22 protein-coding genes are annotated in these 22,853 nt (G+C 64.2%); 14 read left to right on the top strand and 8 right to left on the bottom strand.

The window, feature by feature from the left end:
* Positions 1-9: 9 nt before the first annotated feature.
* On the bottom strand, positions 10-1,395 hold the full coding sequence (locus ACFRFQ_RS13560; protein WP_378658136.1) for a PLP-dependent aminotransferase family protein: 1,386 nt from the start codon (positions 1,393-1,395) through the stop codon (positions 10-12).
* An 84-nt stretch (positions 1,396-1,479) separates the two neighbouring features.
* On the opposite strand from ACFRFQ_RS13560, the gene ACFRFQ_RS13555 reads away from it, so the two are divergent.
* The gene (locus ACFRFQ_RS13555; RefSeq protein ID WP_378658133.1) at positions 1,480-2,157 is read left to right on the top strand and encodes a pyridoxamine 5'-phosphate oxidase family protein; all 678 of its coding nucleotides are present in this window, start codon (positions 1,480-1,482) and stop codon (positions 2,155-2,157) included.
* A gap of 26 nt (positions 2,158-2,183) precedes the next feature.
* Here ACFRFQ_RS13555 and ACFRFQ_RS13550 read toward each other — a convergent pair whose 3' ends face one another.
* Positions 2,184-3,041 (bottom strand): slipin family protein, encoded by an 858-nt coding sequence (locus ACFRFQ_RS13550; RefSeq protein WP_378658130.1) that lies wholly within the window; start codon positions 3,039-3,041, stop codon positions 2,184-2,186.
* A complete protein-coding gene (locus ACFRFQ_RS13545) occupies positions 3,038-3,511 on the bottom strand; it encodes an NfeD family protein (protein ID WP_378658128.1) in 474 nt (157 codons plus the stop codon). Before ACFRFQ_RS13545 ends, ACFRFQ_RS13550 begins: the two co-directional genes overlap by 4 nt.
* Positions 3,512-3,848: 337 nt before the next feature.
* Here ACFRFQ_RS13545 and ACFRFQ_RS13540 point away from each other — a divergent pair, with 337 nt between their 5' ends.
* Complete coding sequence (locus tag ACFRFQ_RS13540) at positions 3,849-5,117, top strand: reverse transcriptase family protein (RefSeq protein ID WP_378658126.1); 1,269 nt, start codon at positions 3,849-3,851, stop codon at positions 5,115-5,117.
* Between the two features lie 10 nt (positions 5,118-5,127).
* On the opposite strand, the gene ACFRFQ_RS13535 is transcribed toward ACFRFQ_RS13540, so the two are convergent.
* The 4 genes from ACFRFQ_RS13535 to ACFRFQ_RS13520 are packed head-to-tail and all read right to left on the bottom strand — an operon-like array spanning position 5,128 to position 9,058.
* Positions 5,128-6,381 carry an FAD-dependent oxidoreductase gene (locus ACFRFQ_RS13535; protein ID WP_378658123.1) on the bottom strand — a complete coding sequence of 418 codons (1,254 nt, stop codon included), beginning with the start codon at positions 6,379-6,381 and terminating at the stop codon, positions 5,128-5,130.
* 12 nt (positions 6,382-6,393) lie between these two features.
* On the bottom strand, positions 6,394-7,092 hold the full coding sequence (locus ACFRFQ_RS13530) for a maleylpyruvate isomerase family mycothiol-dependent enzyme (protein WP_378658120.1): 699 nt from the start codon (positions 7,090-7,092) through the stop codon (positions 6,394-6,396).
* Positions 7,089-7,925 carry a fumarylacetoacetate hydrolase family protein gene (locus tag ACFRFQ_RS13525; RefSeq protein ID WP_378658117.1) on the bottom strand — a complete coding sequence of 279 codons (837 nt, stop codon included), beginning with the start codon at positions 7,923-7,925 and terminating at the stop codon, positions 7,089-7,091. Before ACFRFQ_RS13525 ends, ACFRFQ_RS13530 begins: the two co-directional genes overlap by 4 nt.
* Complete coding sequence (locus tag ACFRFQ_RS13520; RefSeq protein ID WP_378658114.1) at positions 7,922-9,058, bottom strand: cupin domain-containing protein; 1,137 nt, start codon at positions 9,056-9,058, stop codon at positions 7,922-7,924. The genes ACFRFQ_RS13525 and ACFRFQ_RS13520 overlap by 4 nt, the downstream gene beginning before the upstream one ends.
* A gap of 76 nt (positions 9,059-9,134) precedes the next feature.
* Here ACFRFQ_RS13520 and ACFRFQ_RS13515 point away from each other — a divergent pair, with 76 nt between their 5' ends.
* The 6 genes from ACFRFQ_RS13515 (at position 9,135) to ACFRFQ_RS13490 (ending at position 15,268) form a co-directional block, all read left to right on the top strand.
* Positions 9,135-9,902 (top strand): IclR family transcriptional regulator, encoded by a 768-nt coding sequence (locus ACFRFQ_RS13515; RefSeq protein ID WP_378658111.1) that lies wholly within the window; start codon positions 9,135-9,137, stop codon positions 9,900-9,902.
* 75 nt (positions 9,903-9,977) lie between these two features.
* The gene (locus ACFRFQ_RS13510) at positions 9,978-11,153 is read left to right on the top strand and encodes a cytochrome P450 (RefSeq protein WP_378658107.1); all 1,176 of its coding nucleotides are present in this window, start codon (positions 9,978-9,980) and stop codon (positions 11,151-11,153) included.
* Positions 11,150-11,344 (top strand): ferredoxin, encoded by a 195-nt coding sequence (locus ACFRFQ_RS13505; RefSeq protein ID WP_138871083.1) that lies wholly within the window; start codon positions 11,150-11,152, stop codon positions 11,342-11,344. Before ACFRFQ_RS13510 ends, ACFRFQ_RS13505 begins: the two co-directional genes overlap by 4 nt.
* A gap of 13 nt (positions 11,345-11,357) precedes the next feature.
* Positions 11,358-12,506 carry an NAD(P)/FAD-dependent oxidoreductase gene (locus tag ACFRFQ_RS13500; RefSeq protein WP_378658102.1) on the top strand — a complete coding sequence of 383 codons (1,149 nt, stop codon included), beginning with the start codon at positions 11,358-11,360 and terminating at the stop codon, positions 12,504-12,506.
* A 24-nt stretch (positions 12,507-12,530) separates the two neighbouring features.
* On the top strand, positions 12,531-13,454 hold the full coding sequence (locus tag ACFRFQ_RS13495; protein ID WP_378658100.1) for a LysR family transcriptional regulator: 924 nt from the start codon (positions 12,531-12,533) through the stop codon (positions 13,452-13,454).
* Positions 13,455-13,606: 152 nt separating this feature from the next.
* Complete coding sequence (locus ACFRFQ_RS13490) at positions 13,607-15,268, top strand: MFS transporter (RefSeq protein WP_378658097.1); 1,662 nt, start codon at positions 13,607-13,609, stop codon at positions 15,266-15,268.
* A gap of 4 nt (positions 15,269-15,272) precedes the next feature.
* Here the strand turns inward: ACFRFQ_RS13490 and ACFRFQ_RS13485 are convergent, their stop codons facing one another.
* Positions 15,273-15,860 carry a TetR/AcrR family transcriptional regulator gene (locus ACFRFQ_RS13485; RefSeq protein ID WP_378658095.1) on the bottom strand — a complete coding sequence of 196 codons (588 nt, stop codon included), beginning with the start codon at positions 15,858-15,860 and terminating at the stop codon, positions 15,273-15,275.
* 148 nt (positions 15,861-16,008) lie between these two features.
* Between ACFRFQ_RS13485 and ACFRFQ_RS13480 the strand changes: the two genes are divergently transcribed.
* The 6 genes from ACFRFQ_RS13480 to ACFRFQ_RS13455 are packed head-to-tail and all read left to right on the top strand — an operon-like array spanning position 16,009 to position 22,789.
* Positions 16,009-17,022 (top strand): phosphotriesterase, encoded by a 1,014-nt coding sequence (locus ACFRFQ_RS13480; protein WP_378658092.1) that lies wholly within the window; start codon positions 16,009-16,011, stop codon positions 17,020-17,022.
* A gap of 56 nt (positions 17,023-17,078) precedes the next feature.
* On the top strand, positions 17,079-18,032 hold the full coding sequence (locus ACFRFQ_RS13475) for a phosphotriesterase (RefSeq protein ID WP_378658089.1): 954 nt from the start codon (positions 17,079-17,081) through the stop codon (positions 18,030-18,032).
* Between the two features lie 15 nt (positions 18,033-18,047).
* Positions 18,048-19,175, top strand: coding sequence for an FAD-dependent oxidoreductase (locus ACFRFQ_RS13470; protein ID WP_378658085.1), 1,128 nt, complete (start codon positions 18,048-18,050; stop codon positions 19,173-19,175).
* A gap of 12 nt (positions 19,176-19,187) precedes the next feature.
* Positions 19,188-20,105: an alpha/beta hydrolase gene (locus tag ACFRFQ_RS13465; RefSeq protein WP_378658082.1), complete on the top strand. Its 918-nt coding sequence runs from the start codon at positions 19,188-19,190 to the stop codon at positions 20,103-20,105.
* 1 nt (position 20,106) lies between these two features.
* A complete protein-coding gene (locus ACFRFQ_RS13460) occupies positions 20,107-21,048 on the top strand; it encodes an MBL fold metallo-hydrolase (RefSeq protein ID WP_378658079.1) in 942 nt (313 codons plus the stop codon).
* A 13-nt stretch (positions 21,049-21,061) separates the two neighbouring features.
* Positions 21,062-22,789: a CocE/NonD family hydrolase gene (locus ACFRFQ_RS13455; RefSeq protein WP_378658076.1), complete on the top strand. Its 1,728-nt coding sequence runs from the start codon at positions 21,062-21,064 to the stop codon at positions 22,787-22,789.
* Positions 22,790-22,853 lie beyond the last annotated feature (64 nt).

Here is a 22,853-nt window from a genome sequence, read left to right as displayed (position 1 = left end):
AACGGGACTTCAAGCACCGTGATCCGCGAGACAGTCTGAAATCACTTCGAGCGCGTACTCCAGGTCGACTGCATCCACCCGGCCGTACCCGATCACCAGTCCGCCTGGCTCGTGGTGACTGCGCGCAGACTCAGCCAAGGTCGGTACCTCCACTCCGCGTTCAAGCGCCCGACGCGCGACGGCACTGGCCAGTTCCGCATCCAGCACCAGTGTTGTGTGCATGCCGGCTCCCAGCCCGCGCAGTTCCCCGAAGCGAGACAGCGCGGTATGAACCAACCGATCGCGCTCTCGATATCTCCGACGCGCCGCCCGAACCGTTCTATCCCATTCACCATCCCGCAGGAGTGAAAGCAGAGCCCGCTGCAGTGGAAGAGACGGGAAATCCCCGATGCGAACCCGATGCGCGGCAATTCTCACGGCAAGCTCTTGCGGGGCAACCAACCACCCCAGCCGAATTCCGGCGCCGAGCGTCTTGGCGACCGTGCCCAGATACACCACCCGATCCGGCGCGAGTTGTGCCAGCGCAGGCAACGGCGCTACGTCGTAACGGAATTCGGAGTCGTAGTCGTCCTCGAAGATGAGGACGTCCCGAGCCCGGGCGTAGTCGATCAACTGATTTCGACGACTCACCGGCAAGAGTCCACCGGTCGGATACTGATGTGACGGCGTCACGTACACGCCACGAACATTCTCCGGCGCCGACTCCAACTCGTCGACGCGGAGGCCGTGTGCATCCACAGGCACGTCGAGCAACGACCACCCGCTGGCAAGCGCAGCCGTCGACGCGCTGCGATAACCCGGATCTTCCATTGCCAGTGCCGCTTCGGGTGATCGCAACGCCGACAACGCCAATCCGAGACCGTGCGTGGCTCCGGAAGTAATGATGATCCGTTCGGGTTCGACTGCCATGCCGCGAGCCCGGGCCAGCAGTTGGGACAACGCAGAGCGCAATTCGACGTCACCCGCCGGGTCGGGATCCCCGAAAGGTGGTGGCCTGGAACCGACATCTCGCCAGGCTCGACGCCAGGCCGCGCTCGCCCGCACTGGGGTCCACGGCACTCCGGGGCGCAATTGAACCTGCGGTGGCGCCGCGGCAACCACCTTCGCGAGCTGGGGCGTCGACTTGACGACGGGCGAGGGAGCTTCGGCCACAAAGGTTCCCGAGCCGCGCACCGCTACCAGCCAGCCCTCGGCGATCAACTGCTCGTAGGCTCGTTCCACCACTGCCCGCGCAACGCCGAGTTCGGCGGCCAGTTTCCGCGTACTCGGCAGCCGCAAACCCACCACGGCCGATCCACTGCGAATACCTGACCGCAGGTGGTCGGCAACCTGAATCGGCAGCGGTCGTCGATCCGATCGGTCGAGCACCACCGCAACCGCCGAGGGTAGAAGCATCTTTCTCCCATCCGTAAGTGGCCTACCAAACTATCCACAAATTGGACCATGACTTAAAGCCACTTGGCTACGAGTATTGCTCACATGACACATACCGTCGCACTCGCCTCACTGTCCCCAACAGCACGTACAACCCACAAGCGCGCGCGTCATCACGGTGTCACCGATCGGGAAGCACTCTTCGACGTTCTGCGCTCCGCCAAGTTGTGCCACTTGGGCGTGTGCACCGACGGCGCGCCCCTCGTGCTGCCAACCGCGTACGGATTTGATCCCGAAGGCCCGGATCAGGACGGCACGCTTTACCTTCACGGTTCGGTGGCGTCACGTAGCCTGGCGCCCGACGGCGAGATCTGCGTAACGATCACCGTGCTCGACGGACTTGTTCTGGCCCGCTCCGGGTTTCACCATTCGATGAACTACCGCAGCGCCGTGATTCTCGGCCGTCCTCGTGTAGTCACGGACCCGCAAGAACGGACCGATGCGTTGAATCTGATTGTCGATCAAGTAGTTCCCGACCGCTCGCGGCACCTGCGGGCATCCACTCGCAAGGAACTGGCGGCAACCTTGGTGCTTGCGCTACCCCTGTTCGAGGCATCCGTAAAGGCACGCACCGGCGGCCCCGGCGACGACAACGCGGACATCGGCGTCGAAAAGGTCTGGGCTGGTGTCATTCCGGCAACCGTGCAGTTCGGTGAACCCATTCGCGCCGAAGACCTGGATGCGGATATCACTCTGCCGGAGCATGTCTCGGCCGTGTTGTAGCCGGACCAGCTGTAACCGAACCAGCACTACCGAGCGATCGGCGGGGAGAACGGCGGGCGGATGTCCAGACCATTAGGTAGCGGTTCGGAAGCAACCGGCGTGGCCGATCCGGACTCTTCCCGGGTGCCCTCGTTCTTGCTATCCAGGAATGGACGAACCAGGTCGAGCGGCAACGGGAAGACGACGGTCGAATTGTTCTCGGCGCCTATCGCATGCAACGTCTGGAGGTAGCGCAATTGCAGGGTGGTCGGGTTACGACTGATCACGTCGGCTGCGTCGGCAAGCGTTGCGGATGCCTGGAATTCGGCTTGGGCGTTGATGATCTTGGCTCGCCGTTCTCGTTCGGCCTCCGCCTGACGGGCGATGGCGCGCTGCATGTTGGCGGGAATCTCGACGTCCTTGATCTCCACCGTGGTGACCTTGACTCCCCACGGTTCCGTCTGCTGATCGATCACCTTCTGGAGGTCTTCGTTGAGACGTTCACGTTCGGAGAGCAAGGCGTCGAGATCGGCCTTTCCCAGGATCGAGCGCAGAGTTGTCTGCGCAATCTGAGACGTTGCCGCCAGAAAATCTTCGACCTCGACGATTGCGCGATCGGCATCGACGACTCGGAAATAGGTGACGGCAGTGACTTTTGCCGGCACGTTGTCGCGGGTGATGACTTCCTGCACCGGAATTTTCAGTGTCACGGTCCGAAGGCTCACGCGTTCCATCCTGTCGACCGCCGGGATGAGAATCACGAGACCAGGACCCTTCGACGTGATCAACCGTCCGAGCCGGAACACCACGGCGCGCTCGTACTCTCGCAAAACTCGAATCGACATGCCTACCAGCGTCACGAGAAGCAGGATGACGATGGACAGGGCGATGAGAATGGTGGTCATAGCGGCAGCTCCCACGGTTCACGACGGCGCACTGTCAGGGTCAGACCACGAACCTGCTCCACGACGACGGGATCACCCGCCTTCGGCACGGAGTCGTCGCTGAACCCGAAATCCATTCGAGCGCTCCACAACCCGCCCGCAGCCTCGACCTGCCCGCGCGAACCGTCCCAACTGCGAACCGTTGCATCGGATCCGATCAACGACTGCACTCCGGTACGCACGGGTGCATGCCGGGCGGTCAGAACTTTCCGGCTCGCCACCGCGGTGACGCCCAGGCCCACCACTGCAACTCCTGCCGTCACCGGAATTGCAACTACCTGGCCCGCGTCGCCGGAGGTGAAGAGCAACCAGACACCCGCCCCGATCAGGAGCGCACCAAGACCGCCGAGCACCCCCGCAGTCGGCGCATGTGCCTCGACCACCATCAGCAAGACACCCAACAGCAGGGCCGCGATACCCAATGTCGTCATCACTTGTCTCCACGTTCACGAGGGCGCGGTCGCGTCGCGTAGCCATCGTGCGATCGGGCCCTCGACATCAACGGTAATCACGTTTGCCCGGATCTGCCACAACCTGAAGTGATCCCATCGCTAGCACGTGACAGATACCGGACGGTCTGCCATTGTGAAGGCATGCAGCGGCGCGTGGGTGAGAGTTGGTCCACGCGACCAGTCTCAGGGGTAACCCCTGGGTTGGACAGAAGAATCGGATACTGCGTCCGACGGCATTCGGCACGCTCCGCGTGCTCCCCGCCGCCCCGGACAAAGGATTTGGTCACCCCGTGCCGCCGCATCCAGGATCCGCATCATGCGTGACTTCGAGCTCGATGCCGAGTTGGCGCGGCGTCTGGCAGATGCCGCCGACGACGCACCATGGACCCTCGGCGGTCTCGAAGAGGCCTTCGGAACCGTCTTCGGCGTTTCCCCGACGCTCTTGGCGGTCCGAGTTCTCGATCTCATGCCGGCCCCACCGTTCGAACCGCAGACGCTGTACCGATTGTTGCGTGAACTACCGCGCCTGCGGCCAGTTCCCCTGTCGTTGGATACCAACGAGTCTTCGGTGTGGCGGTTCGACGTACCGCGATACAACACCAATGGTGATTTGGCCCGCTCACTTGATCTGACGGTCTCGGAACTCGAGTGGTTCGCTGATCGCGGAGAGTGGCTACGCACGAAACCTCAACCGCTGCGCCACTATCGGCCCGTTCAGATCAGCAAGAAAGCCGGCGCTCGCCTCCTCGAGATACCCAAGCCCCGGTTGCGCGAAATCCAACGGAAGATCCTGCGCCGCATCCTCGACCGGGTTCCGGCACACGACGCCGCACACGGGTTCGTCCGTGGCCGAAGCCCACTGACTTTTGCAGCGCCGCACGCCCAGTCGGAGATCGTGCTCGGTGTGGACCTGGCTCAGTTCTTCCCCTCGATCACCGGTGACCGCATTCAACCGATCTTCACCGCCATCGGGTACCCGCCCGCGGTAGCGGGAATACTCACCGGATTGTGCACTGTCGCAACGCCTGCCGATACCCTGCGCGGCCTGCCCTACGCCCAGGCGTCGCAGTTGCGAGCCGCACATCTACCCCAGGGCGCACCGACGTCACCGGCACTTGCGAATCTCGTTGCGCGCAACCTTGACATCCGGTTGAGCGGGCTGGCGAAGGAAAACCACCTCACATACACCCGCTACGCCGACGACCTCGCGTTCTCCGGAAGCGAGGCCGCCGACGTCGGCGCCCTCCTGTGGACGATCGAACAGATCGCCGGAGACGAAGGGTTTGCCATCCATCCCCGTAAGACAAAAGTGATGCGTCCGCATCGACGCCAGCACCTCACGGGCCTGGTGATCAACAACCAACCGTCGTATCCGCGTGACGATTACGACCGATTGCGCGCACTGCTCCACAATGCCGCCAATACCTCGGCGCACGAACAGAATCGAGAGGGAGTCGAAAACTTTCGCGCCCACATCTACGGCCGGATCGCGCACGTCGGCGAAACCAGCGCGGCGCGTCGACGTGCACTACTCCGCTTGGCCGAACGCGTTGATTGGGGCGTCGAGAGTCAGGAGCCCGACTGACTCACGGGTTTCAGCGGTTCTCGACCAACTCGGCTGCCGAAGCGAGGGGGATGATCGGGTACAGCGGCGGCTCGTCCTCGGGGACCAGGGCGGTCGGCCCGTAAATCCAGTCGGTGTAGGTGTAGTCGTACGCATCGCGGGCTCGTAGCAACACATTTCGCTGCCGCCGCGGCGTCCCGTCCAGGTGCCACAACTCGCCCCACACGCGTGCCGTCGTCAACACCCGGCGGCAGTGTTCCGGGCGAACGGCCTCATAAGCGGCGAGAGCTGCGTCCCAGTCGATCACGCCGTCGGTATCGCGCAGGCGAGCAACGTGCTCGGCGAGCACCCAGCCGTCTTCGATCGCCATGATCGCGCCCTGCGCCATGTACTGCAACGGGGGGTGCGCTGCATCGCCGAGCAAGGCGATCCGGCCCGAAACCCACGTCATGATCGGGTCGCGGTCGTACATCCGCCACCACTTGTCACGCCACATGTAGGGGATACCCTCACGCACCTCCGAGCACGAATCGGCGAATGCCGCGTCGAGTTCATCAGGAGTTCCCCAGTCCTCTTCACCAGCAATCGCTTTAGGCGACTCGAAGACGGCAACCTGATTGAGCATCTCGCCGCCGCGCAGGCCGTAGTGCACAAAGTGATGCCCCGGTCCGACGTAGACCACAACCTCGGACAGGTCGACGGGGCGATCAGCCAACTCCGTCACCGGCACGGTGCCGCGGTACGCGACGTAGGCGGACGACACCGGTTCGTCGTCGACCAACAACTTACGGGCGACCGAGTGCAGGCCGTCAGCCGCGATGACGACCCCCGCGACATGCACATCTCCATCCGAAAGACGCACCTGCGCACCGGCATCGGTGTTCTCGTAAGCAACAGCCCTGGCATCGGTGACCAGTTCGACTCCAGCCCGCTCACACGCGCGCAGGAACAGTCCGTGCAAATCGCTGCGGTGGATGACCAGGTATGGAAACCCGTACCGGCGTTCGAGGTCGGTGAGATCCAGCTTCGTCAGCTCCGACGCGTCGACGGCATCACGCATCACCATCGACGTGGGCACGACGCCAAGGCTTTTGGCCTCGTCCAGCAGGCCGTACTCGTTCAAGATGCGGGTGCAGTTCGGTGCGAGCTGTAGTCCCGCGCCAACCTCACCGAACTCGGCGGATCGCTCGAGCACCCGCACGGTAAGACCCTGCCTGGTCAAGGCAAACGCAGCGCTGAGGCCGCCGATACCGCCACCGACAACTATGACGTCAGGTGTGTTCATGTTGTGCTCCGTTCACAGCCACGCCGGCAATACCGGCACGGGAGATCCGTCAGTTGTCGACAGATCGTGAGGGCGGCCGCTCAGATAGGCGACCAAGTCGGCCAGCGGTCCGGCGACACCGACGGGTGCATCCGCGCCGGGAAGGTCCCAAGCCGCTGACGCGTCGGTGGCTTCGAGCCGTAGCGCCACGGCAGGCACTGCGCTGCGCTTGCCCACGATGTCATCGCCAAGCGCCGCAAGGAAATCGACTGGCAGATCGGCGAAGGTGACGCCCGTGCCGAGATCAACGGCATGGACGCACACCTCCCGCGCCCGCATCCACGGGATCTCCGTGGCTGGGACGGTCCGGCCCTGGGCCGTCACGATCAGCTGGGCCCACTGCTCGTCTGCGAGTGACCCCATTGCAGCCTCGAGCTTGTCGGCCGAGGACCGCGGCCACGCCAGCAAAGTGGCCGCCGGCAATCGGGAACCTTCCTCGATCCCGCGGGCGCGAGCATCGGGGGAGGCGTACATCGGAGTTTCGTCGCCGGTTCGGGCCCACTGGACGAGGTTGCCCAGCGCTTCGGCGTTGGCGGCAACGTGAGCCAAGAGGTGGCGCCGGCTCCAGCCCGGAAGCCCGGACGGCGCAGCCACACTGGTGTCGTCGAGTCCGTCGACGCCGCGCAGGAACAGCTGCGTTCCGTGCTCCATCCAGTGGCGCGCGTCAGTCATTCCGTCACTACCTTGTTGGTGCACGCACCGAGGCCCGAGATAGCGGTCACGACGGTCTCGCCGCCGAGCAGGTAGATCTTCGGATCACGGGCATGGCCGACACCGGCGGGAGTGCCGGTTGCGATCATGTCGCCCGGGTTGAGCCGGGTGATGGTCGAGATGTACTTGACGAGCGTGATCGGGTCGAAGAGCAGTGTGCCGGTGTCGTCACGCTGCATGACCTCGCCGTCGACGGTTGTCGTGACCTCGAGAGCCGGGCGGACACCGCCGACCTCGTCCGGCGTCACGAGGAACGGTCCAACGGGAGTCGTGGAGTCCCAGATCTTGCCCTGGGTCCACTCGATCGTGCGGAACTGCCAGTCGCGCACCGACACATCGTTCATGACGGTGAAACCGGCGATCGCGGCCTCGGCCTGAGCGTCGTCGGCGCGGCGCACCTGCTTGCCGATGACGATGACCAGTTCGACCTCCCAGTCGAAGGCCTCGGTCTCGTCCGGCCGGACGATGTCGTCGTTCGCGCCGATCAGGCTGTCGGCGAACTTCGGGAACAGCGTCGGGTACGACGGGAGCTCGCGGCCCATCTCCTTGATGTGGTTCGTGTAGTTGTGGCCCACACAAATGACCTTCGACGGTGCCGGAACCACCGGCGCGAAGTCGGCACCCTCTAGCGGGTAGGTGGTGGCATCGTCGACGGATACGGCTTCTGCGCGAAGCTTCCAATCATCATGAGCGAGAAAGATTCCCAGATCGCTCTCGCCGAGATCGACCAGGCGGTCGCCGTCGAGCTTGACTGCGCGCGTCGCTGCGCCGGTGCGAATTGTCGTGAGCCTCATCGTGAAATCTCCATTCGGTTGAGCTGCAGTGCTTCGAAGACGGGGGCGTCGCCGAAGCGGAAAAGATCCAGGGCACCGGAATCCGAGTCCGTGTTTCCCGCTTCGGATTTCGCGGAGAACGGCAGCCACGACGGTACGACGAACAGGTCGCCGCGCGTCACGGTCCAGGTCCGGTCGCCGACCGTCACCGAGCCGGAGCCGTCGAACACCTGGTAGACGCTCGAACCTGTCTCCTTCACGGGAGCGGTCTCGGCGCCGCGGACGATGCGGTGGAACTCGGTGCGCATCGTCGGCAGGACGTCGCCGCCGGTGTGCGGATTGGTGTAGCGGACCGCCGCGTGGCCGGGTTCGACTGTGCCGCCGAAGCCTTCGGCCTCGATCGCCAGCTGATCCCGCAGTGCGCGGTCGGTGAACTCCCACTTGTACGACAGCAAGGGACTGCCGGGAGCGACCGGTGTGGCGCTCAGTGGCCGCAAGCCCGGGTGGCCCCACAGCCGCTCGGATCGGGAGCGCTCCGGGGTGATGCGCTCGGCGTCGCTGATCTCGTCGCGGCCGAACTCGAAGAACTGCGCTTCCGTCAGATACTGGAACGGAATGTCCAGGCCGTCGATCCACGCCATCGGCTTGTCGGTTGCATTGTGATGAGCGTGCCAGTTCCAGCCCGCCTGCGGCAGGAAATCGCCCCGGTTCATCGAGACGGCGTCGCCGCCGACAACCGTCCACACTCCGGAGCCCTCGACGACAAATCGGAATGCGTGCTGGGTATGGCGGTGCTCGGGAGCGTCCTCGCCCGGCATCAGGTACTGGATCGCTGCCCACAGGGTCGGCGTGGCGAAGGGACGGCCACCCAGGGCCGGGTTCGCCAGCGCAATCGCGCGGCGTTCACCCCCACGTCCGACCGGGACGATCTCGCCGGCTCGCTCGGCAAGGCGGACCAGGTTCTCCCACTTCCACAGGTGCGGGACGGCGGACGAACGCGGATGGGCGGGCATGAGATCACCGATCTCAGTCCACAACGGCACCAACAGTTCTGACTCGAAGCCGCGATACAGGTCCTCGAGCGCGGGAGTCACATCCGGCTGGCCTGGCGCGTCGACGGCGTTGAGCCGAACGGGGGAGTCGGTCGAAGTCATGATTCAAGAGTGACTGGATTATTCAAGACAGAACACTAGATTCTGCTATACAGAATTTGATGCTATACAGAACTACATGGACAAGCCGCAGAAGACCCCACCGGCGTATGCGATCGCCAGCGTCGACCACGCCCTGAGATTGGCGACGATCCTGCAACTCGAAGGAAACCTGACCGTCGCGGAAGCAGCCGAGCGACTCGGGGTCGCCAGATCGACAGCGCATCGACTGCTGCAAATGCTGGTCTATCGAGACTTCGCGGTGCAGCACGCCGGTCGACAGTACGGCGCCGGGCCGGTGCTGGAATTGGCCGAACACTCGCGCTCCGCGACCTCGTTGTTGCGATCGGCCGCGCTACCGCACCTGGAACTCCTCGTCCAGGCGGTCGGGGAGTCCGCCAACCTGACCATCCGCACGGGCATCGAGGCCCGGTTCATCGTCTCGGTGGAGTCCACCCAGGTACTGCGCGTCGGGTCACGCGAGGGCATGGTCTTCCCGGCACACCGCTTGTCCGGCGGGTTGCTACTGCTTGCCGAACTCTCCCCCGAGGAATTGAGCCAGGCCTACGAGAGCAAGTCCGACGCGGATGTGGCCGACCAGCCGGATCTGCCGAAGTTACGGGCGGAACTGGCTCGGATTCACAAGCAGGGGTTCGCGGTGAATCAAGGCCGCTCCGAGCGTGGCGTCGTCGCCGTCGGAGTACCGGTACGCGATCCCCAGGGCAAAGCCCTTGCGGGACTGTCGGTTTCCATTCCCTCAGTGCGCTACGACCGACAGAAGCTGCCATCCCTGGTCGCGACCCTGCGCATGGCCGCCGACCGCATCGAGGCGGACCTGGCACCTTGACCATGAATCTGATGCATGTTTGTCCATGCAAAATATGAGTTGGATTTATGTGAGCGCAGTCACTTCACTGGGTGTATGCGCAATACTCCCGCCAGTTCCACCGTCGACCTGTTCGCCGACGACGTCCTGACCGACCCCTACCCGATCTACGCTGAACTCCGCGACCTCGGCGCGGTGGTGCATCTGCCCGCCAATGACGTCTACGCCCTGACGCGCTACGACGCGATTCGCGACGCTTTGGCTGACCCCGGCACGTTCTCGTCCCGGAGCATCGGCTTCAACCCGATGGTCAACGAGGCTTTGCAAGGCACGTCGTTGGCCTCCGATCCGCCGATCCATACCGAACTGCGTGCGACACTGACGGAGAATCTCTCCCCGCGTGCGTTGCGCGGGCTTGCGGGCCAGATCCAGACCAAGGCCGATGTGCTTGTCGCGGAACTGGTTTCCCAGGGATCGTTCGACGCCATCGACGCGCTTGCCCGCGCGTTTCCCCTCGAGATCGTCGCCGACCTCATCGGCTTCACCGGTTCCGTTCGCGAGAACATGCTGCGCTGGGGACAGGCCGCGATGGAGGTTATCGGCCCGATGAACCAGCGCACTGCCGAGAGCTTCCCGATTGCCGGAGAGCTCTACGGCTGGTGTGCCGGAGTTCGCGCCGAGGATCTGACCCCCGGATCAGTCGGCCGTGGCATATTCGATGCCGAGGCCAAAGGTGCGATCCCGCCGGATACTGCCGGCAAGATCATCCACCAGTACCTGGGCGCCGGAGTCGACACGACGATCGCCGCAATCGGCAACATTGTCGCGCTGTTCTCTGCCTTCCCGGACCAATTCGATCTGGTCCACCGCAATCCCGATCTGGTGCCGGCCGCATTCAACGAGGCACTCCGATACTGGGCACCGGTGCACGCCTGGGGGCGCTTCGTCACCAAGGACGTGGAGATCGACGGAGCTCTGGTCCCAGCCGGATCCCAGGTGGCGATCCTCTTCGGCGCCGGCAATCGCGACCCCCGGCACTACGAGAATCCCGACGCCTTCTCGGTCGAACGGAATCCGGTCGACCACCTCTCCTTCGGCTACGGCGCTCACGGCTGCGCCGGGCAAGGGCTTGCCCGTCTGGAAGGCCAGGCTGTTATCGGGGCGCTGGCCAAGCATGCTCGAAAGCTGGAGGCCGATGATCCGATTCGACTACCCAGCAACATCACTCGCTCTATCAACCAACTCGACATCCGGAAAGTGATCCCCGCATGAGAATCGTGCTCGACCGACCCCGCTGTGAAGGCCATGGACTGTGCGAAAGCGTAGCCCCCAACGTGATGCACCTCGACGACGACGGCGAACTGGTCCTCGACCGCGAAGAGTTCTCCGATGACAGCCCCGAACTCGCCGACATCGGCGCCGCTGTGCGGGTCTGCCCGGTTGCCGCGCTCAGCCTCACATGAACAGAGCCCTGACATGAATAGAATCGAGGATTGTCGACGAATTCTGGTCGTCGGCAATGGAATAGCCGGCCAGACCGCCTGCGACAGCCTTCGGGCCGCCGGGTTCGACGGCAGCCTGACCATCGTGGGGGACGAACCCCGAACGGCCTACTCGCGGCCGGCGCTCTCCAAGGCCCTGTTGGTCGACGGCGGCTCCCCCGAACTGGCGCCGCCCCTGCACCGCGCGACCGAGCTGCTGGGGATGGCCGCAGTCGGTCTCGACGTCGAATCCCGCCGGGTGCATCTCGACGACGGTACGGACTTGCCGTACGACGGACTCGTCATCGCGTCCGGCTCACGAGCTCGCCGGCTGGGCGGGCCGGAGAGTACGGAGAAAACGGAGAGTACGGAGCTGACCCTGCGCACGCTCGGCGACGCCTGGGTTCTCCGGGAACGACTGGCGGCCCAACCGTCCGTCGTGGTGGTCGGTGCCGGACCGCTGGGCATGGAGATCGCTTCCGCTGCACTGTCGGTGGGGTGTGAGGTCACGGTGGTGGCTGACGGCAGGCCGATGCTCTCGCATCTGGGCCCACACTTGTCCGACGCATTCACAGCGACCGCGATCGCCCAGGGACTCACTATCGTCGACGGCTCCGCTGCCCGCATCGACGCTCCGCGTGGAGTGATATTGCGAGACGGATCACGGATCGAGGCCGACCTGATCGTCACTGCGATCGGCGACATTCCCAATACGGAATGGTTGGCGACCAGCGCACTGACTACCGATGGCCGCCTCGAGGCGGATTCACGCGGGCGGATTCGGCCGAACATCGTTGCAGCCGGGGACGTCGCCGCCATCCCGACACGCTGCGGTGTGCGCCGGATCCCGTTGTGGAGTAGCGCAATCGAACAAGCGAAAGTCGCTGCCGTCGCACTCCTGTCCGGTGACGACGCGCCGGAACTCGACCTCGATCCGTACTTCTGGACCGAGCAGTTCGGGTTGAACCTCAAGGCCACCGGTCACCTGCCCGTGTCGGGCGAACCCGAGTTCCTCGTCGGCGAGCGCCCCGAGGGACCGTCGGTGATGCGCTGGACTCATGACGACGGCCAGGGCGTCGCGGTCGCAGTCAACCACCGCATCGCGATCCCGAGACTGCGCCGCATGGCTTCGGCCACCGGATGACGCAAACCGCGTAGCTTCATGTGGATGAACCAACCCGGGAACCACGAGAGTGATCTTGGCCTGGAGCGGCTCGGAGGGGTCAACCTCAACCTGCTGGTGCCGCTGCTCGCGCTGCTCGAAGAGGGCTCGGTGACGCGAGCAGCGGCCCGGGTGGGCCTGACCCAACCCGCGATGAGTCACGCCCTGGGCAGGATGCGCCGGATGATCGGGGACGATCTGGTTGTTCGGCAGGGGAGTGGGCTGGTGCTCACTCCGCGCGCCCTGGAGTTGATCGATCCATTGCGCGAAGTGCTGCGCCAGACCGCGCGAGTGGTGAACTTCCCGGGCTTCGACCCGGCTCACGACGCTCGCACCATCACCGCCGCGATGACTACCAGCACCGCCTTCGTGGTGGGACCGAAGTTGACGCAACTGATCGCCGACCGCGCCCCGAATGCGACCCTGTGCATCCGCAATTTTGTTGCGCCGCAGGCCGAGGACTTCACCGACAACGGCGTGGACGTCGTACTTCTGTCGGAAGAGTTTCATTCGCCGTACCCGCGTGAGCGCCTGTACGAGAACCGGTGGGTGGTGATCGCCCACCGAGACAGCGACCCGGAGGCATCTGCACTGGACCTGCTGACATCGTTGCCTCATGTCACGTACGACTCCCGGGACCGAGTGCCGCCGTACGCCGCGATGGACGCGCATGGCGTGGACTACCGCATCGGGACGTTGATCTCCGATCACCTACTCATCCCGCACCTGGTGGCGACGGCCGGCGGAGTTGCCGTGCACACCTATCGAGTGGCGGTCGCCATGGCGGCGCGCGTCGACCTGCGGATCGAGGAGTTCCCGCTACCGATCACACCGTTGGTCGTCGACATGGTGTGGAACCCACGCCTGGCCGATGCGGAGTTCAAGAACTGGTTGCGGGAGATTCTCGTCGAAGTGGCCCCGCCGAGCTAACACTCTGTCCACCCTTTCCCGGCCTGCAGAACAAACTTGACAGACCGTAAACCGATATGACACCTTGCTCACTCAGTGCGTGATACGTATCACAAGCGCATGCCCGCTGCCGGTCTGGCGGTACGGGATCCTCGAGCAAGGAGCTCACAGAAATGAGTAACCCGACTGCGCGGCCATCGCGCTACCTAGCGACCCTCGTGGCCGCATGCCTGGCCGTCATGGTGGCCCAGGTGGCGTACTCGCTGCCCGGCGCCCTGAACGGAACTTTCCAGCAGGACTTCAACATCTCCGGCGCCGAACTCACGTGGATCAGCGCCGCTTTTGCCACGACGATGGTGGTGTTCGAACTGACCTTCGGCGTGCTCGGTGACATGTTCGGCCGCAAACGACTGCTACTCGGCGGAGCGCTGCTGATCGTCGTCGGCGCAGCCCTGTGTGCAAGTGCGCAGGAAGTGCACCTGATGTGGATCGGCCAGGCCATCGCAGGCATCGGTGCCGGTGCCCTCTACCCGATCTCACTGGCGATGATCGCCGCCGCAGCACCCGACGCTCAGGCCCGCGCCAAGGCGATCGCGCTATGGGCGGGTTTCCTGTCCCTCGGCGCCGCGCTCTCACCGATGATGGCCGCGATACTCACCGAGTTCGGCAGCTGGCGTTGGGCTTTCGGCGCCGTGATCGCCGCCGCACTGATCTCGTTTGTCGTCTCACTGGGCGCGCAGGACTCGTCGTCGCCGGAAGGCCGCAAGCTCGACCTCCCCGGCCAGGTAACCTTGGCGGTCGGTTTGATCGCACTGCTGTGGGCACTGACGCAGGGGTCCGAGATCGGTTGGGGCAACACCACCATCATTGTCGGTTTTGTTGTCGGTGTCATCTCCCTGGTCGCGTTCGTCGTCATCGAATTGCGCACCGAAGTTCCACTGCTGCACCTGAATCTGTTTGCCAACCGCGTGTTTGCGATCTCGGGCATCACGGCCATCGTCGGTATGTTCGCCTTCCTCGGCCTCTGCTTCTCGATGAGCATCTGGCTCGGCGCGGTACAGCATGTGTCACCGCTCGAGATCGGTGTGCTGTTCCTGGTCATTCAGGGTCCCGCGTTCCTGCTGGTGCCGCTCGTATCTCGCCTGATCCACAGCGTTTCACCGCGCTGGGTGCTGACCTCGGGCTTTGCACTGATCGCAATCGCCGGCTTCATCTGCGCGCAGTTCGACGTCCACACCGCCACGTGGACGGATTTCATCCTGCCGATGCTGCTGCTCGGCGTCGGGTTCGCCTTCACGGTCGCGTCGATCACCGCGGTCGCTATCAACACCGTGCCCCTGCGCTTGGCAGGCATGGCGAGTGCCACGACAAACCTGTTGCGTGACTTCGGCTTTGCGCTCGGTCCCGTCCTCGTCGCCGCTATCGCGAACAGCGTCGCGAACGACAAGGTCCGAGACGGTCTCGGCGCCGCCGTCGGTGAATCCGATCTCGGCCAGGCCCATACCGGCGCTGTCATGGGAATCGGCGATCAAGGCGGCGCAATGGCGCTCAACTCGATGCCGGTCATCCCGGTGCCGACCGATCCGAGCATGGCTCCCGGCCCCGACAACCCCATGCTCGCAATGCCTTCCGCGATCAGCGATCTGGCGTTATCGTCGCTCGGCAGTGGCTACAGCCTGGCTTTCCTGGTGTGCGCGTTGTGCGCCGCCGCCTCCGGCATCCTGACCCTGTTCGGGCTCTTCGGAAGCCGGCCGGAATCCGAAGCCGCCGCCGATCTGGGCACCGACGTACTGCATGAGATCGCCAATGTCGCCGACGACGTCAACGTGCGGTGAGCCGTCAGTTATCCGCTGCGAGCAGGTAGCACCAGGATTCGGTGATTTCGTCGAGGCAGATCTCACGCGGCGTCCGCCAGCCGATGGAGAAGTAGCGCCGCGAGAGGTGCTCGAGCTGACCGAAAGCGAGCACGCAGCGGATCCGGCGACGGTCGGCCGGCAGCCGCTTCGCCGCGTCCAGCCCCGCGGTCATGTCCTCGACGGCGGACTCGAACCACTGCTCGGTCTTGGCCTCGACGTCCGGCTCGTACGACGCCTCGTATGACGCGGTGAGGTAGGGCTTGATCTCGTCCCATTGGGAGAACTTGCGGTCCAGCCACGCATGGATCTCGCTACGCGAGCCGGAGGCAACCACTGCGGTCAGGGTGGGGTTGTCTGCCGCGGTGAGGATGGCGTCCACCTTGGTCAGCAGCGCACTCATCACCTCGGCCTTGGATGAAAAGTGCAGGTAGAAGGTAGTCCGGGTGGAACCTGCGGCCGACGCAATGTCGTCGATCGTGGTCGCGGAGTAGCCCTTCTCGCCGAACAACTCCAGTGCCTTGGCAAGGAAGAGCTCGTAGGTCATCTGTTTCTGGGCGGCGCGGAGCGACATGGCCTCAGATTCTAGCCGCAGTAAAGCCACAGTTCAGTGCGACAAGTCAGATGTCTGTTAAACAACTCACTTGACGCTTTGTAATGTTAATGGCTACTGTGATCGGTACCACGTCATGCAGGCATGACGATGACGAAAGGAAGTGCCGATGAAGGTCGACCAGATCGCTGAAGGCAACACCGTCAACACCGTCCTCGGCCCCGTACCCGCCGACCAGTTGGGTGTCGTCTCGGTTCACGAGGCACTGCTGTCAGTGCTTCCGGGTGCGGAATACGCATTCGACATCACCATGGACCGCGCCGACATCTTCGAGGCCTTGGCGGAAAAGCTGAAGGATTTCCGGGAACACGGCGGGCAGACGATCGTCGACGCCACCGGCATGTTCCACGGCCGCGACGTCAAGCTGTACGAGGCTCTCTCACGCACCACCGGAGTACACATCGTCGCTTCGACGGGCCTGGGTCCGGAGGAGATGCTCGGCGGTTATTTCCTTACACCGCAGACCAATCCGCCGACGCCGTGGCCGGCCGAGAAGTTCGCCGAGCTCTTCACCAAGGAGATCACCGAGGGCATGGTGATTCCACGCGTCGAGCGTCGTGGCACCCCTGGACTGGTGGCCACCGCCGCCCATCACGACGGCATGACCGCCACTGAGGAAAGCCTGTTCCGCGGAGCGGCCCGCGCTGCACTCGCCACCGGCACCCCCGTCTCCATCCGCTACGGCAACGACGCGGTGTCCGACCTCGAGATCCTCGCGGACGAAAAGCTGCCGGCCGACCGCGTCATCGTCGGCGGACTCGACCGAAAGGATGCGGTCGCCACCGGCGCACCACTCGACATCGCCCGCCGCGGCGCCTATGTCGCACTCGACCATGTGGGAACAGCCGACGACGTCCACATCACGGACGACGAACGCGCCGCATTGGTGGCCGAGCTGGTCGAAGCGGGCCACGGCAACCGGATTCTGCTCTCCAGCAATGCAACCGGTGTCGCCAAGGGTCATACCGGGAACGATCTGCCGTTCAGCTACATCCTGTCGACGTTTGTCCCCGCCCTCACAGCGCAGGGACTGAGCGATGAGGACGTACAGCGCATCCTCGTCGGCAACCCGCGCGATCTGCTGAGCGCGTCATCGGCTGCGCCGACGCGAGCCATGCGCTGACGTTCCGCGACAACGGATAACCATCCAATTTTCGAATTTTCTTAGAGGTGAGTGTTGTGTCGAGAGTGAACACCGTTCTGGGGCCGATCCCCGCCGAGGAGCTGGGGATCGTGGCCATCCACGAGCACATCGGGTACGGCATGCCCGGCTCCGAGCTGGACACGAAGTGGTGGAAGACACCGGAGGAGCGATACTCCGAGACCGTTCCCAAGCTTCGCGCATTCCACGAGTACGGCGGCGGAACCTTCGTCGACGTCACCGGAATCTGCAACGGTCGCGATGTCGACTACTACAAGTCGCTGTCCGCCAAGACCGGAGTCCACATCGTCGCGTGCACCGGCTTCGTCGGCGGCGACACGGCGTTGCCGTTCTTCGAACGTGCAAGCGTCGAGTACCTGACACGGCACTTCGTTCACGAGATCACCGTCGGCATCGGGAATACCGGCAGCCGAGCGGGTGTCATCAAGGTCGGCGTGAGCCGCGGTGGCCGAATGACGGACCTGGACAAGCGCATCTACCGCGCTGCCGCTCGCGCCGCCCTGAGCACCGGCGTGCCGATCCTGACCCACCTGGCCATCGACGCCGAGAACGCCATCGCCATCTTCAACGAAGAGGGCCTGCCACTCGATCGCGTGCTGTTCGGGCACGTCGACGACGGTGTGAACGCCGACAAGACGCGTGACACGTGGATCGCCGAGCAGGGCGGCCGCGTCGGCTTCGACACCTTCGGTTACGAGACCGAACTCCCGGACCCGCCGTTCTGGGCACGGCCCCGCAAGGAACGCCTCGACCACTTCCTGCGCTTCCTCGGCAAGGGCCACCTGGACCAGGCACTCGCGGGCGTCGACGCCAACTGCAGCCCGCTCGGATGGCCAGGTGTCAAGGGCCACACCGTGAATTACCTCTTCGAAGACCTCATTCCCGACCTGCGCGAAGCCGGGTTGGACGAAGCCACCATCACCAAGTTGTTCGTCGAGAATCCGGCCGACTTCTTGACCATCCAGAACTAGCAAGGACTAAGAACAATGCAGTCTTCAGAGCTCGAGAACCTGAAAATCGCCATCGTCGGCGCGGGATACGCCGGTGCTGCGGCAGCCAAGGCCCTGAGCCTGCTCGGCGCCGACGTCAACGTGTACGAGCAGGCCGGCCAGATCCGGGAGGTCGGTGCCGGTATCGGTCTGCGTCCGTCCACCATGGAACGCTTCCGCCAGTGGGGCATCTTCGACGCCGTCGCGCAGGTCAGCTCGCCGAGTGACTACTTCGAAATCCTCACCGGCACCAATGATCCGATCATGAAGGAAGAGTGGCCCGCTGTCCCCGGCGACACCGAGAACACGAAGACGCACCTGATCCATCGCGGTGATTTCATCGACGCTCTTCTGGGCGTACTTCCCGAAGGCATGGTGCACCTCGGCCACAAGCTAGAGACCCTCGAGGACAAGGGCGATCGCTCCGTCCTCACCTTCACCAACGGCACGACCGTCGAGGCCGACCTGGTCATCGGCGCCGACGGCATCAAGTCGGTTGTGCGCCAACAGCTTTTCAGCGACAAGGGCCCCGTGTTCTCCGGTGAGCACGCCTACCGCACGGTGATCTCCGTCGACGACGCCTACGGGATGGCCACGGACGACAACCTCCGGATGTACATCGGGCGGGGCACGAAGGTCTACCTGCTGCCGCTGCGCCACCGCGGCCAGGTCTCGTTCGACATCACCGCACTGTGCCCGGACAGCACCTGGGCGCCGACGATCACCAAGGAAGACATCCTCGCGACACTCGAAGGTTTCGACGAGCGGATCGTGAACATCGCCCGCGACCTCGACATGGACACAGTGAGCATTCGCGCGGTCTACGACATCGACCCGGTCGATGTGTGGCACACCGACTCTGTTGCCCTCGTGGGCGACGCCGCCCACTCGATGCTCCATCACCAGGGCCAGGGCGCGAACTCGGCGATCCTGGACGCCGGCAGTCTCGCCGACGCCCTGAAGGAAGCAGATTCCGTCAAGGAAGCACTGGCGTTGTACCAGGCGAACCGCAAGCCGGTGACGGACGAATTGCAGCGCATCTCGCGTCAGGGCTGGACCGAAGACGAAGTCAACGACGTGTTCCCCGGCCAGAAGACTGCAGCTCAGCCGGCTGCAACCGAGTAAGGAAGCCACGACATGCCCTTGCACCCCCAGATCGCTCAACTCATCGCCACCCTGCCGGCCCCGCCCGAGGGCCCGATCGACCCGGCAGCCATGCGCACCGGCGACGAGGCGCACGTTGCTCCCCTGGAAGAACGCCTGCCACTGCACGCGGTGGAGGACACGACCGCGGGCGATGTGCCCGTACGGATCTACACACCGGTCGACGCCGACGCGTACGGACTGCTGGTGTACTTCCACGGCGGCGCGTTCTTCCTCGGCAGCCTGAACACGCATGACCATGTTGCGCGGAACCTCGCGAAGGAAACCGGACTCAAGGTCATCTCCGTCGACTACCGCCTCGCTCCCGAGGCGGCTTTCCCGGCCGGGCTCGAGGACTGCCACGCGGTAGTGCGGTGGGCAGGCGAGAACGGCGAGGCACTGAAGTGGGACGGGAAGACACTCGCACTGGCCGGCGACAGTTCCGGTGGCACTTTTGTTGCCGCAGTCGCTGCAATGGCACATGACGAGGGATTCGACCGCATCACGCACCAGGTTCTGCTCTACCCTTCGCTGGACCTGGACTTCGACGTCGATCGCTACGAATCCCTGCGGGAGAACGCCGTTGGGTACGGGGTGGAGACCGCAGGGCTGAAGGGCTTCAACAGTTTCTACTTCGAAAGCGGTGCGGACGCGGCGAACCCGCTCGTCTCACCGATCAAGCGTGAGGATCTTTCCGGGCTACCCCCGGCACTGATCGTCACGGCCGAGTACGACCCGATGCGTGATGAGGGCGAGTCGTACGGCAAGCGACTGAAGGAAGCCGGCACACAAGTAACGGTCAGCCGTTATGCCGGTGCCAACCACGGCTTTGCGCAGAACTTTGCTTGGATCCCGGAGTACTACACGGTATTCGAGGAGATTGCCTCCTTCCTTCGTACCACCGGTGAGTGACATGACGGACGACGTGAAGATTCATCCCCTCGTCTCGCCGTGGGGCAGATTCGGCCTCTACAGCTTTTTGATCGACGCCCCCGAACTTGCGATTGTCGACACCGGGATCGCGTCGTCGCCGGCCGAGGGAATGGCGCCGGCACTCGAGGCAATCGGGCGCCGAATCGAAGATGTTCGGTGGATCCTGTTGACCCACGGCCATATCGATCACATCGGCGGGGCGTACGCCCTGTGGGAACTCACCGGCCGGCGCGCCCAGGTTGTGATCCACGAGGCCGACGCGCACCTGTTGCGCTCGCGCCAGGCACACGTCGACGAATACCTGACGGGGCGTGGGCAGTACCTCAACGATCCAGAGGGTGTCGAGAAGCAGATAGCGTCGGCGAACGCTGTCATCTCCGGCGAGATGGAGCCGTCCATACTGGTCCGGGGCGGCGAAACACTCTCCCTCGGTGGCGGTATCACCGTGTCGGTGCATTCCATCCCGGGCCACACGGCCGGGTCGGTCGCCTATGTGGTTGACGGCCAGAACGATGTGTTCGTCGGCGACGCCGTGCAGGTCCACGGAGCTGCCAACGGCTTTCCGGGCTACGAAGATCCACTCGCTTACCGGACGAGCCTTCAGTACCTGCGTGACGAGATCCGGCCGAACCACCTGTATCTGGGGCATCCGTACCGCCGGGCCGACGGCGTCGCCTACGGTGTCGAACTCGACCGCGACCAGGCGTCCGAAGCACTGCGCGAGAGTGTCGACATCGAGGTCGGCGTCCGCGGCGCAGCGCATCAGTGCCTGTGCGGCGGTCTGCCGGAGACGGATTCGGCGTACTCACCGTTTGCACCGGTCGCCGAAAAACTCGGCTACGAGGGCGACCCCACCCTCGAACCGTCTCCGTTCTTCACGACGCTGCACGGCTACCGCACCCAGTACGACGAAGCAGAATAGGAGTCGTTGACTCATGGCCGAATTCGAAATATTCAACGCGGGTGGACAGCCCATCCACATCCGTAAGGATCTCCGGGTCCCGATGCGCGACGGGATCGACTTGGCGGCAGACGCTTACGAGGGTGTCGACGGTAAACCGCGGCCGGCGCTCGTGGCTCTGAGCCCCTACGGCAAGGAACTGCAGGCACTTGCCCTGACCACGCCACCGCAGCGACGCCCCAGCCCGATGTGGGACGGATGCATCGAAGCCGGCGACATCGCGCGCATCGTCAGCGAGGACTACGTTCACGTCATCGGCGACCTGCGCGGTTCCGGCGCATCCGAGGGCGAGCACATCGGCAACTACAACGCCGGTGGTGTCTCGCTCGGACAGGATGCCTACGATTTCATCGAATGGGTTGCGGCACAGCCGTGGTGCGACGGCAACGTCGGAATGGTCGGCATCTCGTACTTCGGCTCCATGCAGGTACTGGCCGCCGCCGAGCGTCCGCCGCATCTGAAGGCGATCTTCGTGAGCGGCGGCCACTACGACTTCTACGAGACCACCTACCACGGTGGCATCATGTGGTTCATGCCGCGCGCAGCCCGCGAGGGTCGCGGCGGTGACTCCGGCTGGGCGTTCACCGACGGCGTCAAATCCCGCATGCTCGAGACGTACAGCCCCGAAGAGGTCGAGAAGCGCGTCGCTGAGCGCCTGCAAGATCCCGACGTGGCCGCGTGGCCGAATCTGGTTCACGTGCTGAACTATCCGAAGAACCACGAAGCCTGGTTCGACATCGTGATGAACGAATTGGACGGCGACTGGTACGAGGAACGCAATCCGATCACCCTGGCCCCCGACATCGACATCCCGGTCTACCTGCAGATCGACCAGGGCCGCGGCTGGACGATGGACGGCACGATCGAACTGTTCGACGCGCTGAAAGGCCCCAAGAAGCTGGACATCGGCCCTTACCCGCCGATGCAGTCGCGCCCCTTCATCGAAGAGCACGACAAGATGTTCCGCTGGTACGACTACTGGATCAAGGGCATCGACAACGGTGTCATGGACGAGCCGGCAGTGAGTGTCTTCGTGGAAGGCTCCCGCGAAGTGGCGACCGGAAGCCAATGGCCGCCGAAGGACATCGAGTACAAGTCGCTGTATCTGCGCCCGCGCCACAAACTCTCCGTCGAACCGGAGCCGATGGGCGCCGAGTACGCCGCCCCGGACGGTTTCTACCAGGCACCGCTGACCGTCACCGACAAGGTCGAGATCCTGTCGTGGAGCACACCGGTTTTCGAGGAATCCACCGAGATGATCGGCACCGGTGCCGCGCACATCTTCGCAGAAATCGACGCCACCGACTCGAATTTCATTCTGCGTCTGTGGGATTACGCGCCGAATGGCAAGCGTCAGCTGATCACCTCCGGCTATCTGAAGGCGTCGCACCGCGAGCTGGACGAGCGAACCACCGAGGGCAACCCGCACCATCCGCACACCCGTGCGGTGCCCGTGGAGCCGGGCACGATCGAGGAATACGTGCTGCGCCTCTACCCGTTCGCGAATACCTTCAAGCCGGGTCACAAGCTGACCGTGGAGTTGTCCAACGCCGAACCGTTGGCGGACGAGCACAACGCTCTACTCCCACCGGACGCGTTCCATCTGCCGGTCGGCCGCCCCGTGACCCACAAGATCTACCGGGATGCCACCCACCGATCACGGCTCGTGCTTCCGTTCACGACAACTGCGGTGCAGAGCTAGCCCGAGTGAGCACCCTTTTTATCAAGCTCGCACCCCTTCCAGTGCTCTGGAAGGGGTGCGAGCT

The sequence above is a fragment of the Rhodococcus sp. NPDC056743 genome (genome assembly GCF_042790355.1).
Lineage (GTDB): Bacteria > Actinomycetota > Actinomycetes > Mycobacteriales > Mycobacteriaceae > Rhodococcus_F.
This window is presented reverse-complemented; position numbering and strand designations above follow the sequence as displayed.

Bases quoted from the DNA above. Each gene is read 5' to 3' on its own strand.
- ACFRFQ_RS13550 (WP_378658130.1), bottom strand. From the start codon at position 3,041: ATGACCACCATTCTCATCGCCCTGTCCATCGTCATCCTGCTTCTCGTG.
- ACFRFQ_RS13500 (WP_378658102.1), top strand. From the start codon at position 11,358: ATGAATAGAATCGAGGATTGTCGACGAATTCTGGTCGTCGGCAATGGA.
- ACFRFQ_RS13535 (WP_378658123.1), bottom strand. From the start codon at position 6,381: ATGAACACACCTGACGTCATAGTTGTCGGTGGCGGTATCGGCGGCCTC.
- ACFRFQ_RS13495 (WP_378658100.1), top strand. From the start codon at position 12,531: ATGAACCAACCCGGGAACCACGAGAGTGATCTTGGCCTGGAGCGGCTC.
- ACFRFQ_RS13455 (WP_378658076.1), top strand. From the start codon at position 21,062: ATGGCCGAATTCGAAATATTCAACGCGGGTGGACAGCCCATCCACATC.
- ACFRFQ_RS13490 (WP_378658097.1), top strand. From the start codon at position 13,607: ATGAGTAACCCGACTGCGCGGCCATCGCGCTACCTAGCGACCCTCGTG.
- ACFRFQ_RS13515 (WP_378658111.1), top strand. From the start codon at position 9,135: ATGGACAAGCCGCAGAAGACCCCACCGGCGTATGCGATCGCCAGCGTC.
- ACFRFQ_RS13520 (WP_378658114.1), bottom strand. From the start codon at position 9,058: ATGACTTCGACCGACTCCCCCGTTCGGCTCAACGCCGTCGACGCGCCA.
- ACFRFQ_RS13525 (WP_378658117.1), bottom strand. From the start codon at position 7,925: ATGAGGCTCACGACAATTCGCACCGGCGCAGCGACGCGCGCAGTCAAG.
- ACFRFQ_RS13530 (WP_378658120.1), bottom strand. From the start codon at position 7,092: ATGACTGACGCGCGCCACTGGATGGAGCACGGAACGCAGCTGTTCCTG.
- ACFRFQ_RS13465 (WP_378658082.1), top strand. From the start codon at position 19,188: ATGCCCTTGCACCCCCAGATCGCTCAACTCATCGCCACCCTGCCGGCC.
- ACFRFQ_RS13560 (WP_378658136.1), bottom strand. From the start codon at position 1,395: ATGCTTCTACCCTCGGCGGTTGCGGTGGTGCTCGACCGATCGGATCGA.
- ACFRFQ_RS13460 (WP_378658079.1), top strand. From the start codon at position 20,107: ATGACGGACGACGTGAAGATTCATCCCCTCGTCTCGCCGTGGGGCAGA.
- ACFRFQ_RS13540 (WP_378658126.1), top strand. From the start codon at position 3,849: ATGCGTGACTTCGAGCTCGATGCCGAGTTGGCGCGGCGTCTGGCAGAT.
- ACFRFQ_RS13505 (WP_138871083.1), top strand. From the start codon at position 11,150: ATGAGAATCGTGCTCGACCGACCCCGCTGTGAAGGCCATGGACTGTGC.
- ACFRFQ_RS13470 (WP_378658085.1), top strand. From the start codon at position 18,048: ATGCAGTCTTCAGAGCTCGAGAACCTGAAAATCGCCATCGTCGGCGCG.
- ACFRFQ_RS13545 (WP_378658128.1), bottom strand. From the start codon at position 3,511: ATGACGACATTGGGTATCGCGGCCCTGCTGTTGGGTGTCTTGCTGATG.
- ACFRFQ_RS13485 (WP_378658095.1), bottom strand. From the start codon at position 15,860: ATGTCGCTCCGCGCCGCCCAGAAACAGATGACCTACGAGCTCTTCCTT.
- ACFRFQ_RS13510 (WP_378658107.1), top strand. From the start codon at position 9,978: ATGCGCAATACTCCCGCCAGTTCCACCGTCGACCTGTTCGCCGACGAC.
- ACFRFQ_RS13555 (WP_378658133.1), top strand. From the start codon at position 1,480: ATGACACATACCGTCGCACTCGCCTCACTGTCCCCAACAGCACGTACA.
- ACFRFQ_RS13480 (WP_378658092.1), top strand. From the start codon at position 16,009: ATGAAGGTCGACCAGATCGCTGAAGGCAACACCGTCAACACCGTCCTC.